5 protein-coding genes are annotated in these 17,513 nt (G+C 36.9%); 3 read left to right on the top strand and 2 right to left on the bottom strand.

What is annotated here, in order from left to right; all coding sequences use genetic code 11:
* Window positions 1-285: 285 nt before the first annotated feature.
* Together AB671_RS13535 and AB671_RS13540 are read right to left on the bottom strand one after the other, a co-directional pair.
* A complete protein-coding gene (locus AB671_RS13535; protein ID WP_066675458.1) occupies window positions 286-828 on the bottom strand; it encodes a hypothetical protein in 543 nt (180 codons plus the stop codon).
* 28 nt (window positions 829-856) lie between these two features.
* The gene (locus tag AB671_RS13540) at window positions 857-7,345 is read right to left on the bottom strand and encodes a discoidin domain-containing protein (protein WP_066675456.1); all 6,489 of its coding nucleotides are present in this window, start codon (window positions 7,343-7,345) and stop codon (window positions 857-859) included.
* 574 nt (window positions 7,346-7,919) lie between these two features.
* Here AB671_RS13540 and AB671_RS13545 point away from each other — a divergent pair.
* From AB671_RS13545 to AB671_RS13555, 3 genes are all read left to right on the top strand, one after another.
* Window positions 7,920-9,209 carry a DUF389 domain-containing protein gene (locus AB671_RS13545; RefSeq protein WP_066675454.1) on the top strand — a complete coding sequence of 430 codons (1,290 nt, stop codon included), beginning with the start codon at window positions 7,920-7,922 and terminating at the stop codon, window positions 9,207-9,209.
* Window positions 9,210-9,791: 582 nt separating this feature from the next.
* Window positions 9,792-16,721, top strand: coding sequence for an FG-GAP repeat domain-containing protein (locus AB671_RS13550; RefSeq protein WP_157444219.1), 6,930 nt, complete (start codon window positions 9,792-9,794; stop codon window positions 16,719-16,721).
* Between the two features lie 23 nt (window positions 16,722-16,744).
* Window positions 16,745-17,287 carry a hypothetical protein gene (locus AB671_RS13555; RefSeq protein ID WP_228390883.1) on the top strand — a complete coding sequence of 181 codons (543 nt, stop codon included), beginning with the start codon at window positions 16,745-16,747 and terminating at the stop codon, window positions 17,285-17,287.
* Window positions 17,288-17,513: the final 226 nt, after the last annotated feature.

Raw genomic sequence — 17,513 nt, forward strand, 5'->3', positions numbered from 1 at the left:
TTTGGTACCATCAGTTGGGGTTCGAATCCCTGTGGGTCTACATTTTAGTAATAGCAGTCTTCTGATTTTTCAGAAGACTGTTTTTTTTGGATTTTTTATAAATTTAAGAATTGAAAAAAAGGGGATCAGTCTCAAAAGTTGGGGACTAAGCAAAAATATTGGATAATCTGAATAGAAAGAAAGATTTATCTCGTACCGCTCTAAAAAATTCTAAGGAAAATAAAAGATCCCAAAAAGTTTAAAAACTTTTTGGGATTTTTAAATAAAATGGATTAATGTAAGTTTTTAATTACTGGGTTTCCAAAAACTCCACATTTTACCATTAAAAAAAGCTAGTTGATTACTTGTGGTATCATATACCATCATTCCTGGAGCTGGATTAATGATATTAAGGTGCGGACTTGCTACCTGAGGTAGAACCATTGCCTTATTGGTATCTTCCAAAACTAATATGCCGGTTGATGATGTAGGTTCACCAATGGCTACTTTAGCTCCAGTATTTTCTGTTGCAGCATCCTGAATTAAAACACCGTCTATATTTGTTAAAGGATCAACTGTAGTTCCGGTAGTGTCTCCTGACATATCTTTCCAGCCTGCAGCGATTTTTAACTTCACTTTATGGTCGGTAAGATCATATGCTAAACTACCTTCTCTCACACTGCTTACGGCAGCAATACTGGTTACCCAAGGTAATACCATACCTCTGTTGGCACTTCCAAATTCTAAAGAAACGGAAGTATTGCTTACGGACTCTTTGCCAATGGCAATTTGTGCTGATGCCATAATGGACGTGAGTGATAAAAGCATTATATATTTAATATTGTTCATTATATCAATTTTTTAAAGTTAAACATGATTAAGGTGTTGTAGGGCATGTTTGTTTATCGAAACACTTCCATCCTGTTGCTGTTCCATCTACGTTGATCTGAAGACAGCCTAAAGAGACATTGTAAACCATCATTCCTTTAACGAGATTAGCTGAAGGAATTGCTGTAATTTGAGCAGTTGTAAGTACATTCGGAACGAAAGCTTTAGTTTTCGCTTCCAATACCGTCCATGCGCCTTTTCTTACCATTGGCCAGTTGTCATGATCTGTCCCCGCTCTTGATAATGAAGTAATGCCATGTTTTGTATCTAAGACTGTTCCTGCAGTTACTGCTGGTTTATAACAGAAGCAAGCTGATACTAAAGCATTAATAGCATTGGCATAAGTGTATGTTCCTAAATAATTGGCGTTTGGTGTATCATTATTTTCTATACCACTATAGAAACCATTAGCTCCATAAGAGCCCGCTGCTCCTACAATGGCATTTTCTACGGTGGATGAACCTCCTACATTTACAATGGTTCCAGAATAAGTATTACTTGCTCCAGCTTGTGTAGCTGTTCCTGATTCTGCTGCATCTGGGCAACTATCACCATCACTATCAAGATCTTGATGATTAAGAATACCATCATTATCAGTATCATTGGTACATCCTGGTTTCGAGTGTGATGATGGAGTATAATCACTTGTCAATGTAGAGGTCACCTCACCAACCGTATTAGTTGTAGCTAATGCACCAGCTACTGTACCTGTCTGAATTTTATAGTACTTATATGGCAGAGTAGTGGTAACTGTAAAGGTTACTGGTGTGGTTGCATTAGCAGCTGTTATTAATGTTGCAGGGCTAAGAGCTGCCGACCAAGAAATACCATCCTGAGAACCCACCACTATTGCATTAGCTCCCGTCGTTGTACTCAATCTGTTTGAAAGTACTAAGGTAGCTAACTTAACTGGTGTAAGATATTCTATTGTTAATAGATTACTTCCTGTAGGATTTTGTGCTACTGTATAATCATTGAAATTAAATGTCAACGCAGGAGAACCATCATGTAATATCTGAATATCACGATCTGACTGATCATCATCTGGGCTCGCAAACTGTGAGCTAATTCTTAAAATTACATTAGCTTCGGCAGCGGTGTAGAAACAAGTTGGGCTTTCTACTGCATCTAGTACCCCGTCATTATCATCATCAATATCTATAGGATCAGCAACGCCATCATTATCTGTATCTGAGCATAAGTTACTCGTGTTATCTCTGGCATAGATATTATAAGTAGAAACATAATTAATAATACCGCTATCTGCAGGATTTTCCACACTGTCACCCAAACCATTGGTTCCATAATTCCCCCCTACGATAACGTAGTTTCCAGAAACCTGACCACCTATATTATAGAAGTTAGCAGGAACCAATAATGATTTGTTAATACCTGCTTCTATCGCATCCGGACATCCATCTCCATCGGTATCTCTATCGATGTAATTAGGAACCCCATCACCATCGAAATCAGAATTACAGCCTGTTTTTGTACGGTTAAGAGAAGCATTATAATTTTTATAATGAATCTCAAATTCTATTAATCTCGCATTATTGCTTATGTTAACATTATCTACCCCTAAAATTCTATAGGTATGGTATCTTACAGTAGGCTGTAGTGTGTTATTAAACGTAAAGACCGTAGCCGAGTTTAGTGCCTGACCTGCTAGAGCAGAAAGATCTGTCCATGTGTTTGTATTAATGTCTAAACCTTGTAACTTCCATTTTCCTGCCCCAAAGGTTGCGCCAACATTCAATGTTACATAATCTATAACCGACGCGTCAATTACCGGTAGATCAAATGTAATTAATGCTTTATTTTGAATACTGGTTGCCGTAGGAGCAGATATTAAGCCATATGTGCTGTTGTCGTCATAGGTGTTAGACAATGGATTAGTTGTAGCCCATACAAACTCTGAGGTTACACCGTCCATAATATCCATAGCCTGAGTTTCGGTATAGAAACATGAAGGTGATTCTACAGCATCAGGAACTCCATCATCATCAGAATCAATATCTAATAAAAACTTGTTATCACAAGTACTTATATTAGAATCTGTTGCAATAAACTGGTACGAGTAAACTTGTTTATAAGCATCAGGGTTGGTAGTAGATTGTAAAGCATCTGCAAAACCATTGCTTCCATACGGTCCGGGAACCATTGCATTAGAAGTAGAAACTGTAGATGTTACTGCACCCCCGCTACCATTTTGTACATTTCCATTAATAGAAGCTTCCGTAGCATTGTTATAAAGAATTGCTTCTTTGGTATCTGGACAACCATCACCATCGCTATCTAGATCTAATCTGTTTGGAATACCATCATTATCTGTATCTAAGTTTTGATTACAACCTTGTAATACATAAAGTGCCCAGATCGCATCTACATCGGCACCTGCATTGGCTTGTCCCGCTCCAGCTGTATTATCTGTAGTAATTAATTTACCTGCTGTAAATTGCAGTTGGCCAGAAGTGAAGATATTTCCAAAAAGAGCATCAATATCAATATCGGAATTAGTTCCAGATAATGCCCCTATTTTAGCATAGCCATCGGTATCATAAGTTAATGTGAAACCATTTGTTTCGATAAGGTATCTTGTATATGGTGTCGGCTGTAACCATAAATCGGTAAGTTCTGCGGTACCTATTTCAATTTCCTTTAAATCAACAGCATTAGTTCCGGAAGTTGTGATATTATTACCAAAACCAAATGTAATACTACTACCAATATCTCCTAATGAGTAATATACACCATCCGCAGCGCCAAGTATAGAATTTACATTTCCAAATCCACTAGTTGCAGATCCCGCGACTCTGTTGGATGAGAGTACTGAGGTAGCATATTGCGCACTGTTGATAACAATTGTACTACAGTTAGATTCTACATTATCTAGAATACCGTCATTATCATCATCCAGGTCAAAAACATCAGCTATTGCATCTCCATCCGTATCTGTACAGCCATTAATATCTGATTTAATCGCTACAAAGTAGCTAGAAGTATAGTTTGGAACACCATTTTTGTCAGGGTCAACAGAATCATTAAGTCCATCATTATTAACATCTGCAGCATTAGGATTCAGTTGACTATTGGTAAGGCTTGTTACGGCAATACCATAACTACCACCGTCATTGTTAGTAGAAGAAGGTGTGGAAATATCTGTAGAAGGACTAACATTAGACTCTTTAAGGTCTGAACAACCGTCATTATCGCTATCAAGATCACGATGATTTGGAATTGTGTCTCCGTCGGTATCACTTGTACAATTTGGTTTAGGATTAGCAGATGAAACATAATTATTCATTATCATCTTCAATTCTGTAACCCCTCCATAGTATGAGGTTCCTGCTACGCCTATTAAGCGATAGAAACGGTAAGAATTATTAGATAAATTATTGGTGATAGTAAAGGTTCCTGTGCTTGCTGTAGAAGCTAGTGCTGCAGAAAGATCATCCCAGTTTGTACCATTTATAGAGCCCTGTAATTTAAATGTCATTGCAGCGCTAGATGATAAGGCCCAATTGATAAGATTCAACTGTATAGAATTTATTTTTACGGGAGTAACAAGACCTATTTTGTATAGTTCTTTGCCTACCCAATTTACAGAAGGTGTAAAAGCACCATAGGTTGCAGGATTACTATCAATAATATTAGCAGGTGTATTCGTAGAATAAGGTGCTAGTTCTGAAGATACTTTCGCAATCGATTGAGCTTCCGAAAGAGTATAGAAGCAGCTAGGACTTTCTGTAGCATCTGGTACACCGTCATTATCATCATCTATATCATCTGCATCGTTGATGCCATCTCCATCTGTATCATAACAAGGTGTATAATTAAAATTTAATGCATTGTAAATATAAGTTGATGTGTAATTAGGGATTCCGTTAAGATCAGAATCTACAGAATCATTCAGTCCATCATTGTTAGTATCTGTTGCTGAAGGGTTCAGTTGGCTCCCTGCAATCTTGGCTATAGCTATACCATAACTGGCGCCTGTATTGTTAGTTGCTGAAGGTGTGGAAACATCTGTAGAAGGACTCACGCTAGATTCTAATAAATCTGAACATCCATCTCCGTCGCTATCAAGGTCTAAACGATTTGGGATGCCGTCACCATCTGTATCAATATCTTTATAAATAAATGGAGAACCTGTCGTAATGACAGATGGTGCCGTACCTGTAGTTTCCGAGTCGGCAATATATAATATCACGGATCCTTGATGGTCCTGGGCAGGAATAGTAAAGCTTATAGAGTTGTAGACTCCATTATAAATCACGGCAACTTTATTTTCTGTTGCAGGGTAGCTTGTAATATAACTTCCTATACTTATCCCAGAGGGATTGCCTTGTAAGCCACTTACGTATACAGGTTGAGGGAAATTAATAACCGAAGTATCAAATGATGCAAAAGTTAAGCTTGGGTTTCTTACAGGTTGACTAAAGGTGTAGGTTACTGTATAATCACCAGTATAAATATTGATTGCAGAATTGGTAGCTGCACTTTGCATATCTGGGCATCCTACTACGGATCCTGTTCCAAAATTCCAGTGTGCATCCTGAAGTCCCTGAAATGTTTTGGTTGTTGTGGCGGTTACCGAAATATTTTCTCCGTTTACCATAAAATCCCCTGTCATAGTACTACTGTTAACCGACTGCCATTGTATGACACGATGCGAAAGATCATACGCATTTTCACAATCTAAGGAGCGTTGTTCTGTGGTATCTAAAATCCCATCATTATCATCATCAATATCGATAACATCTCTTATGCCATCGCCATCAGAATCTATACAAGCTTTAATTGCAGAAGTTGTAGCGTATTGAACATATGTAGAAGAATAATTAATATTACCGTTATCTCCAGTTTCTAAAGTATTATCTAATCCATTAGCACCTACAGCACCTGAGAACTTATAATTAGAAGACAGATTGCTTGTTGCGCTTGCTTCAAAAGCATCGCTGCAGCCATCGCCATCAGTATCTAAATCTAAATGTGGCAAAATATTATCACTATCTATATTGGCATCTATACAAGTTGCTTTAGGGTTAGCAGACGGAATGTAATTATTTGGAATTAGCTTAATTTCGCTAACTCCACCGTAATAAGACGTTCCCGAAACTCCGAGTAGTCGATAATATCCATATTTATTATTTGGTAGGCTATTATTTATCGTAAAAGTACCTGTTGTAGCTGTAGAAGAAACGGCTCCCGAAAGACTAGTCCAAGTCAGCCCATCAACAGAACCTTCTAGCCTGAAGGTCATTGCTGTTGTAGAAGACAATGCCCATGTGGATAAATCGAGTTGTAGCGAATTGATTGCAATAGGTGTTGCAGAAGTCACTTTATACAATTCTTTACCTACCCAATCGATTATACCATTTAATGCATTCATGGTAGATACATCACCATCAATGGTATTAGCCGGCACATACGTAGAATAAGAAGCTAATTGTGAGCTTACAGATGTGATTTTTTGAGCTTCAGCTTGAGTGTAAAAGCAATTTGGACTTTCTGTAGCATCTGGCACACCGTCATTATCATCGTCTATATCTATGACATCTCTAATACCGTCGCCATCAGAATCTACACAAGCTTTGATTGAAGAAATTATTGCATATTGAACATATGTAGAAGAATAATTAATATTACCGTTATCTCCAGTTTCTAAAGTATTATCTAATCCATTAGCACCTACAGCTCCTGAGAACTTATAATTAGAAGACAGATTGCTTGTTGCGCTTGCTTCAAAAGCATCGCTGCAACCATCGCCATCAGTATCTAAATCTAAATGTGGCAAAATATTATCACCATCTATATTAGTATCTGTACATGTCGTTTTAGAATGAGCTGACGGAACATAATTATTAGGAATTAACCGAATTTCGGTAACCCCTCCGTAATAAGATGTTCCTGCAACTCCCACTAGTCGATAATACCCGTATATGTTATTGGGTAAGCTATTGCTTACAGTGAAAGTTCCTGAGGTGGCTGTTGAAGAAACAGCTCCAGAAAGACTAGTCCAAATCAGTCCATCAACAGAACCTTCTAATCTGAAGGTCATCGCTGTTGTAGAAGACAATGCCCATGTTGACAAGTCAAGTTCTAGCGAACTTATTGCAATCGGTATTGTAGGAGTCATTCTATACAATTCTTTTCCTACCCAATTGATTGCACCATTAAATGCATTGAGTGTAGATGCATTATTATCAATGATATTAGCGGGTACATAAGTAGAATAAGAAGCTAGTTGTGAGCTCACAGATGTGATTTTTTGAGCCTCAATTTGACTGTAATAACAAGTTGGACTTTCTGTAGCGTCTGGTACGCCATCGTTATCATCATCTATATCTACCGAGTTGATAATGCCATCGCCGTCAAAATCATCAGTAGGCCCTGTATTTTGAGCCGAAAGATAACTGAATGAGACAATTAAAAGTAAGAATGATCTCTTAAAAATGAATGTGTAAAATCTTTCCATTTTTGTGTTGTGTTTTTTTAGTAAGAAGAATAATTAACCAACAATTTTATTAAAGAAACATATGTTTCTTTAATTGTCATGGTTATTTAGTTTTACGATTTTTGTCTTCAGCGAACCGGTTTACATTATTTATTTGAAAATAAATTGAAAAATGGCCGTTGTTATATGTCTGGTAAAAAAGCTAGAACCTAGAATGGGTCTATATTGAATAAGATACTTTGTATTTTCATCTTTGTGTGTGTTTAATTGTGGTAAATATAGTATTTTTTTGAATATAATGTAATAAATTTCTTTTTGGTATTAATTTCTTTTAAAATGATGGTGTAGCTGGCTAATCATGCGTGTTACAGGAGTTTATAAAGGAGAAATAATTCTCCTTTTTCGAAAAAAAATACCGGTAACTGTATAAAAAGACTTACTGAGAATGCTCGGTTTGTTGATCCGCTTTTTAGAAATAAATAGATCAGGAAAAGATCATTATGATAATGATTTAGCGATGCAAAGTTTAAAATAGAATAAAGATTTTATCAAAGGTATTATTGAAAACCTTATTTTTATCATATAAAAAACTAAAATGATGAATAGCTTTTTTAATTTTATCAATCTTCACAATGGTGAAGAAAAAAAAGAAAAGGTTCTGGAAAATGTAATTTCCAATATTTCCTTTAGAGGGTCTAATCTTTGGATCTTGGCTTGTGCGATTATTATTGCATCAGTAGGATTAAATGTAAATTCTACAGCGGTAATTATTGGGGCGATGCTTATTTCACCATTAATGGGACCAATTGTTGGGGCTGGGTTTGCTTTAGGAACTTACAATTTCCCTTTGCTGAAAAAATCGATTAAAAACCTTTTTATTGCGACCATAGTAAGTCTTACTGTTTCTTCAATTTACTTCTACATTAGTCCGTTCAAAGATGTGCAGTCAGAATTATTGGCGAGAACTTCCCCCAATATTTATGATGTTCTGATTGCTTTTTTTGGAGGCTTGGTAGGGATTATTGCAATCACAAGAGTTGAAAAAGGAAATCCTATTCCGGGAGTAGCAATTGCAACAGCTTTGATGCCACCATTGTGTACAGCGGGTTTTGGTTTGGCGACCTCTAATTTTTCTTATTTTTTTGGTGCATTTTATCTTTATATCATTAACTGTTTCTTCATTTGTATTGCTACTTTTTTTGTTGTAAAATATCTTAAATATCCTTCCGTTATTATTGATAATAAATATGAAAAAAGGATTCGTTACGGAATTACAGCTTTGATCCTGGTGATGATTGTTCCTAGTTTTTATTTGGCTTATAATTTATTTAACGAAAAACAATTCATAAGAACGGCAGAACAGTTTATTCAGAAAGAATTTGATAATAAGGGATATACCATCATTTATAAAAAAATTAATTATAACTCGAATCCTAAATCGATAGATGTTGCTTTTTTAGAAAAAAAATTCAATGCAGAAGAAATTGCATCTTATAATAAAATGCTTATTAGTAACGGTCTTTCAAATACTAAATTTAATGTAAGACAAAGCACGAGTGATGTAAAATCTGAGATCCTTAATGAAATTAATAAAAACAATATCAATCTTTCGGAAAAAGACATTGCTGTATCTAAATTAAGAAAAGAATTAGACGAATATAAAATTTCTGACTCTACATTGGTACAGGAAATTAAAGCTATTTATCCTACTATCAGTAATGTCTCTTATGGTAAGGTTGAAGAATACCCCAAAACAGATAGCGCAAAATTAAGGTTTGTTCTTATTTATTCTGGTAAAACGGAAGATAAGGCACAGTTCAAAAATTGGCTGGAAATCAGATTGCGTGAGAAAGACGTTAAACTTATTGAGGACTCTGAAAAATAAAAAACACGGTCATGTGTTTTTTTATAAAATGAAGAAGGGAGGTCGGTTTTAAAAATGAGATTTTTACAATAGGTCTCATATTCATAAATAAATATGGAGAAAAGTAGCATACATCAACTGTGCTACTTTTTTTATGTCATTATATTAAAGTAAGTCACATGATATTTTTTAGTTTTTTTTTGATCAAGAGTTTTTTATTTATAATAATTTAATGTTATAGGTATTAGCTTCTTTTGAAGATTACGCTGATAATAGTGTTAGATTCATTTCCATAGATCAAATTTTAAATAAAACCCATGGGGGAAAATGCTGGTTTTGTGTAATGGATTACAAAGTTGATATTTTTATTTATTTTAATTGTTTTGGTTTAAATTGCGCAAGTTGGTATTTGGTATTTTAAGTATGGTATATTTAAAAAAACAACTTTGTTTTTATGTATTTAATATTGTGTTTAAATAAAATTGTATAAATTTTCGAGTTAATAATTGTTTTTATTTAAAATAATGTTAATATTTCTAATTCGGTAATTTTTTAGTTTTATTGTCTTTTTTTAAATAAATTTCAATTCTATAAAACTAATCTATGATAAAAAACACAATTCTTAGGAGGTGGCGGCTTTACTTGTTTTTCACCTTTTTCGCATCTTTTAATTTTGTATCTGCGCAATATGGCTCTGCCGATGATTTCGACGGTGACGGCATTATTAACTCCTTAGACCTCGATGACGACAATGATGGTGTCCCAGACGCTATAGAAAGTCCTTCTTGCTTTTTTATTGCAAGTGAATGGAATACCGGGGCTAAACCAACCACCAATGGAGTGACAATTTCATCGGGGTTGACGACCACAACAGGTAATTTTGCACAATTGCTCGACGGAGTAGCAGGAGTAACTGCGGTAACTTTTTCAGCAAGCCCTGCACAGGCTATTCAGAATGCAAATGTTTATCTGTTTACTTTTACACGTGCTGTAAAATTAGATGCTTTATATTTAAAGTTCAATACACTCACACAGTTTGGCGGAACTACAAAGATTCAGGGTTCTAATACCAACAATGGCAGCGATTGGGTAGATCTGTCAGCAGCAATAGGCAATGCTACAGGACCAAATGTAACTGCCAATGGTGCGGTGAGTATTACAAACTCTATGAAATATCCTGTTACGTTAAATACAACAGTTGCTTATAAATATATTAGGATAACAGGTGTGGCTGCAACTAATATTGTAGCACAAAATGCTTCAGAAGTTTATTTTGATTTTAAGAATTCTGCGTATGTAGGCTCATTATATCCAAAAGCAAGCTGTAATGTAGATACAGATTCTGATGGTATTCTTAATCATTTTGATAGAGATAGTGATGGAGATACGGCTCCTGATGCTTTTGAATCTGGAGCAACCAGTAATACCGCTGCTAATTATAGTTTTCCAAATATTGATAGCAATAGTGATGGTCTGGTAGATGCTGTAGATCCTGATGGAGACGGAATCCCGAATTACACCTCCACATATAATCCAAATGCAATTAATAATCAAATTTCGCCTTTTCTTACAGAGATTTGTAATGACGGTATAGATAATGATGGTGATGGTTATGTTGATATGTATGACAGCGATTGTAACCCCGCTGCTGTATGTGCATCTACCAAAACGGTGAGCAACTTTCAGGTGCAACAGCAGACTTGTACTTCTACAGGAAGTTATAGTAATTACCAGACACCAATGGTGGCAGATATAGATCGTGATGGGATACCCGATCTTATTACCTTTAATGATACAGGCAACTCAATAACGGTTCTTAATTCTACAACGCTTCTCCCTAAATTTTCAATCCCAAATCCGGATGGTACTTTTGGGAGCAGGCCAAATTCATTGGCTGTTGGGCAGCTGGATGGGTCTGGTTATCTGGAGATTGCTTACGTTTCTAGTAACACAAAACTTGTTGTTTTGAGATACAATGGTACAACTTGGCAAAGTTTTATTTCAGGAACAATAAATTCAAGTGTTTTGTCTAGCGGAAGTTATGGCTCTAGTGGAACTGCTATTGCCGATTTTGATGAAGATGGTACTCCGGAGATATATATAGGAAATCAGATTTTCAGTGTAAATTTTGCTTGTGGTACTTCACCATGTATTACAAATGCTATTAATGCAATGACGGTGGGGGCAGCTGTTGGTAATACCGGAGCGGCAGGTGGTTCATTTTCTTATGCTTATGATGTGTTGCCAACATCAGAATGCTCTCTTTGTAAGGGGCTTGAGATTGTAGCAGGTAACCAGGTGTATGCTGTGGATGTAGCAAGTGGACAGGTACAGTTAGTAAGAAACTATACTGGTGCTCCGGGAGCTAATTATGACGGACCTACTGCGATAGCAGATATTAATTTAGATGGATTATTAGATGTAGTAGTTTCTAATGTAAACGGTTCTCTGTATGCATGGACGCCTATGACTAATCAGACCGTAATGAGTTGGACGGGTGGTACCAGTGTGCAAAGACCTGTTCCTTTTATTGCGAATGTATACAATGATGATCTAGCTGATGATGGACTTATTAATGGGTCTAAAGTTAACTATCCCGAAATTATTGTACTGGTGGGAAGTACTCTTACCGCTTATAATGTAAGTAGTTCTGCTCCAATATTTACAACACCAACATCAGATTCTAGTGCGGCAACCAGTATGGTAGCTTTTGATTTTAATGGTGATGGTAATAAAGAAATTGTTTACCGTGATATGACGGATCTAAGGATCATGTATGGTGGTCCTATGGCATATGCGCCAGCTGGTGTGGGAGCCGACAGGAACTATGCAACATTTTCTTGTACCAGTGGTACTGGTTGGGAACATCCAGTAGTTGCAGATATTGATGCAGATGGTGAAGCAGAGATCGTAGGTTCTTGTGGTACTAGTATCTGTATATTTAGTTCGGTTAATTTTCCTTGGATGCCGGCTAGGCCTATCTGGAACCAGTTGAGCTACAATAATGTGAACGTGAATGACGATGGTTCTATTCCTGTTCGTCAGCAAAATATTTTAGCATCTTTTAATGGCGCTAATAATCAGATTCTTAATACGTTTAATACCCAGCTTAACCCATTAGAATTAATTTCCCCTCCAGGGCAGATCGCAGCACCTGATATTTCTGTTTCGGGAGCTACAATAACTAATCTTAGTCCTAATGGAATTGCTAATTGTAGTAATCTTCAGATACAGTATCAGATCACCAATACAGGATCTGCTACAATGGCAAAAAACATTTATGTATATGTTTATGATAAAGATCCTAGAACACAGGCTAATGCAAGTTTGATCTATCAGACAGTGACCAGTCAAAATATTCCGAGAAACTCTAGTATTACTCAGAATTTAAATTTTGGAATTCCTTCTACTTCTTTGCCAATAAACAAATTGTATATTGCCGTTAATACCAATCCTTACATGACGGTATTGATAGATGAGTCTGATTATTTAGGCAGTTATCCTGAGTGTAATTATTCAGACAACATCTTCGAATTTGCATTCCCAGGTTGTAGTGATATTGATGGAGATGGTATCATAGATCTAATAGACATTGATGATGATAATGATGGTATATTAGATGCAGTAGAAAGTCCGGCTTGTTTTTATACAGCAACTGAAGCCATGGTAGCGCTTAAAGTATCTACGGGATTAACATCTTCAACAGTAAATTCGGTATCAGTTACAGCTACAGATGATATCCCGACAATGCGTGATAATGTGAGTACGACTGTAGCTGCTTCTAATCATGTTATTGCAGCTAATCAACTTGGTGATACAAGCAAAGTCATTTATAAAGTACAATATCCTACGGCAGTAAGTCTTACTCAGATGCTTGTTTCTACGGCTACAGCAAACTGGGGGGCAGGAGCTTTTGCAGTATTGGAAGGTTCTCATGACGACGTGGTTTATGATGCGGTTTCTGCTCCGGTATCAATTGCTGCAGGAACACCAAAAGTATGGCCGGTAACTTTGAATGTTAATAATCTGTACAGATATTACCGTATCAGATTGTCAACAGTAGGGACTACTCAGCCTACGTTTACCAATTTTGAAGTGACAGGAACGATTAATCCTGCTACTTATATACCTTCTGCTAATCCTAAACCTATAAATTGTACTGTAGATACGGATGGTGATGGAATCCTGAATCATCAGGATCTTGATAGTGACGGCGATGGCTGTCCGGATGCATTGGAAGCGGGTGTATCTGTTAATGCAGGAGCTTTCTCATCAATGTCTGCAAGTGGTGGTTCTATTTATACAGGAGGTATTCCTTCAGGAACAGCTAATGCTTATGTCGGAAACGGTACGCCTTCTCAGTACGGTGCGAACGGTTTCTTTAATGGAATTGAAACTGCTTTAGACAGCGGCATTTATAACGGAACGTATACCTATTCTCTATATGCCCTTTCGTTAGGACAAAATGTTTGTACTGATACAGATGGTGATAATGTGCCGGATATTTTTGATATAGATGATGATAATGATGGAGTTTTAGATAAAATAGAATGTCCTACACTGTTCACCAATATGGCTACAGGTGGAGGATTTTCTGCCGAGTCAGCAACTTTACCAAATTGGTATGTCGGGTTAGCTTCTGCTACATTTCCTATTGCTGAACCTTTTACGCCTAGTGTTATTAATATTTCTAATAATGGAAATGTATATAATTATGGTATTGGAGGAGGTAATCAGGTCAATTCTCAACTTACAGGAGGACTCTTTGATTCTTTAGACGGAAGTAATACAGCTACAGGAGTTCAGTATGTATTACAAGAAGGAGATCCTCAACATCCTATAGTTAATAAATTGTCAACTCCTTTAGTTGCAGGAGTACCTTATAATTACTCTTTCGATTTAGGGAATCGTGCGTCAGGTTCTGCTACCAAGTATATCGTAATGTTGTACAATGCAGATACTAAAATGGCTGAAAAAATCATAACATCAGGAGCATTAAATACAATTCCTGCTGTAGGGGCTACTCCGAGTTATAAAAATTTCACAGGAAGCTTTATACCTGCATCATCAGCTAATTATTATTTATTATTTTATCCTTCTGTTTCTGGAAATACAGAGTCTGATTTTGTAATAGATCGTGTAGCTGTTGCAGGGGCAGGAGCGGGTGCTTGTGACATCGACAATGATGGTATTCCAAATTATTTGGATCTAGATAGCGATGGTGATGGTTGTCCGGATACCAAAGAAGCGATCTTATATAATCATATAACAGAGGCTTCTATAGCGGCTGATGTAAAGAATGGTAGTGGTGGTGCTGTAACCTCAACGGTTAATATGCCAAATGCGATGGTTCCAGGTCCTTATGGTAGCAATGGTTTTGCAGATGCTTTACAATTAAGTACCAATCCGGATGCTTATAAATATATTTATACTTATTTGTTTGTAGCAACAAATGCGGATGTAAGTACTTGTTCTAATAAGTTTTTATATGATATTGATTCTGATGATGACGGTATCCCTGATGCAGTAGAATCTCCGTCTTGTTTCTATACCGAAGCACAGGCGATGGATATTACTGAAGGAGTAACTTCTGATTTCGGATGGACAACAGCGAATCCGCTTTCTAAAACTTATGATGATATTACACTAGCGACTAATTATGGTGAAATTTCTGCACCTACAGCTACAAGTATTCAGAATAAAGCCTTAATTACTTTTAACCTTCCAGTAATCGATGCTGCATTTATTAATAGTGTCACTCTGAATGTAGGAAGTACCAATTTTGGTGCTGGAAAATGGAAGTTGCAAGGTTTAGATATGATGACCAACACGTGGATGGATCTTTCTGCATCTGCAGGTCAGGCGTTGAACACCACTGGTAATATTGTTTTCAATAATACATTGCAAAACAACACCAGATATTATTCTTATAGAATTTTAGGGGTTGATAATGTTAATATTGTGAATGCCGCACGATTAATAGAATTCACAATTCAGTATAAGAATTATAATGCATCGTATCACCGTACCAAAATGGGTTGTAGCTCAGATGCAGATGGTGATGGTGTTCCTAACTATATAGACAGAGATAGTGATGGTGATGGTTGTCCAGATGCAGTAGAAGCAGGCATTCCTCTTTCTAAATTAGTTCCGGGTGACTTCTTCAATATAGGAGGTGTTGTTTCAGGAAACTATGTTACCGTGGGCGGTAATTATGGAGATAATGGGTTGGGTGATACTGTAGAAACTGCACCAGATAGTGGTATTGTTAACTATACATCAACGTATACTCAGTATGCAACAAACAAAACGCTTAACTTCTGTACCGATACCGATGGTGACAGTGTTCCGGACCTTATCGATCTTGATGATGATAACGACGGTATTTTAGATACTACAGAATGTGTTTATCCTGCTATACCGACTACTACAAGTACTGCTGATATATTTGCTACCTGGAGTAATACAACAACTGCTGCAGGAACTAATGGTGCGCCGACTTATCTTACAAGTGTTGGTTCTTGGACGGCAGGTGCTGGTCTTACCGCTGCTATTAGTGGAGGTGCTATCAATATAAGTAATGTAAATGGTAGTACATTAGGAGATGCTTTTGGTGCCAATGAATATTTAGAACATCCGTTTACAACAACAGCAGATAACTATAACTCGCTGTATTATATAAGATCATCAGCAAGTAATGCTACTAATTATCATTGGGCAATGTTGATCTCTGATGACAATTTTGTAACCTACACGATCTTAAATATCGATATGTTAAGAAATGCTACAGGTGTGGCTATTAATGATATTAATGATTATCAGCTGAAGCCTTCTACCGCTTATAAAGTACGAACTTATTACTGGGGAGCACCAGCTTTCACATTTGATGAGTTTACGATGTTTGGGTATAGCGAATGTGATACCGATAGTGATGGAGTACCAAACCGTCTTGATCTTGATAGCGATGGTGACGGTTGTCCGGATGCGAAAGAATCTGGGGTTGCTGCCAATTCAGGAGCAACAGCTTCTATGTCAAGCAGTGGCGGAAGTATTTATACAGGCGGTATTGCTTCTGGTACAGCTGAAGCGTATGTAGGAAACGGAACCCCAGCTCAGTATGGAAACAATGGATTCTTTAATGGAGTTGAAACAGCAACAGAAAGTGGTCTTTACAACGGAACTTACACTTACGCTTCTGCAATCAATGCTACCATCTCAGCTTGTTTCTGTTACAAGCCTGCTATTACAGCAGGAACTGTTCTAGATACCCATCAGGGGATTACTTCATTACAGAGAGCAGGGACAGACAACAGCGACTGGCCAATGGTAAGAAAAGGAGCTTGGACTGCTTTAGAATCTAAAACAAAAGCGTTTGTACCTAACAGATTGACAATAACAGAAATTAATAGTATTCCTGTAGAAAATCTGAAAGAAGGAATGATGGTGTATAATATAAGTTCAAACTGTATATACATTAATACAGATGGAACAGCGAGTGGTTGGAAATGTTTTAACACTCAGGCCTGTCCTTAAATAACTCATAATACTTTAAAAAAATGATAACAAGAAATAATATAATGACCACAGCAGCAGTACTCTTTATGGGTACGCTGCTGATCTCGGGTCAGGTGGCGATAGGAAAAGGTTCTGTAAGCAATTCTTCTGTTTCATTGGAATTTGCAGAAACGCAAAACCGCGGCATGATTCTTCCCTGGGTAACAAGTACAGGTGCTGTAACAGGTGTTGTAGATGGAAGCTTAGTGTATGACCTTTCGGATCATAAAGTAAAGGTAAAGTATTCTGGAGGGTGGAAGGATCTTTCGGTAGATCTTACCGGTGCTACCGGAACAGCGGTACAGATTCAGAATGATGCTACCGAAAATACAGATGCTAAAGTTTCTATCGGTACGCCAACCACAGCGGCGCCAGCAGCTGGTATTTTGGTTTTAGAAGACCAAAATAAAGCAATGGTTTTACCTAGAGTAGCAAGTCCGCATCTTAATATCATCAATCCAGCACCTGGGATGATGGTTTATGATACCACGGCCAAGCAGCTTGCTGTTTTTAACGGAACGGTGTGGAGCTTCTGGAAACAATAATAGAGGTCTACTTTTCTAGATCTACAAATAAAAAAAGAATTGGAGCATTGCTTCAATTCTTTTTTTATTTGTAGAGATTTGTAAATAAAAAGGTTACGGATGAAAATAGAGTGATGATGAAAGAAAAAGATAAAAAAGTTAAAAAATGATTTGCAAATAAAGAAAAAAGCTTTAAATTTGCATCACCAAAATAAAACAGACCCATGGTGTAACGGTAGCACTCTGG

Origin of the sequence: Chryseobacterium sp. BGARF1, from assembly GCF_001677955.1 — a bacterium.
Classification (GTDB): Bacteria; Bacteroidota; Bacteroidia; order Flavobacteriales; family Weeksellaceae; genus Chryseobacterium.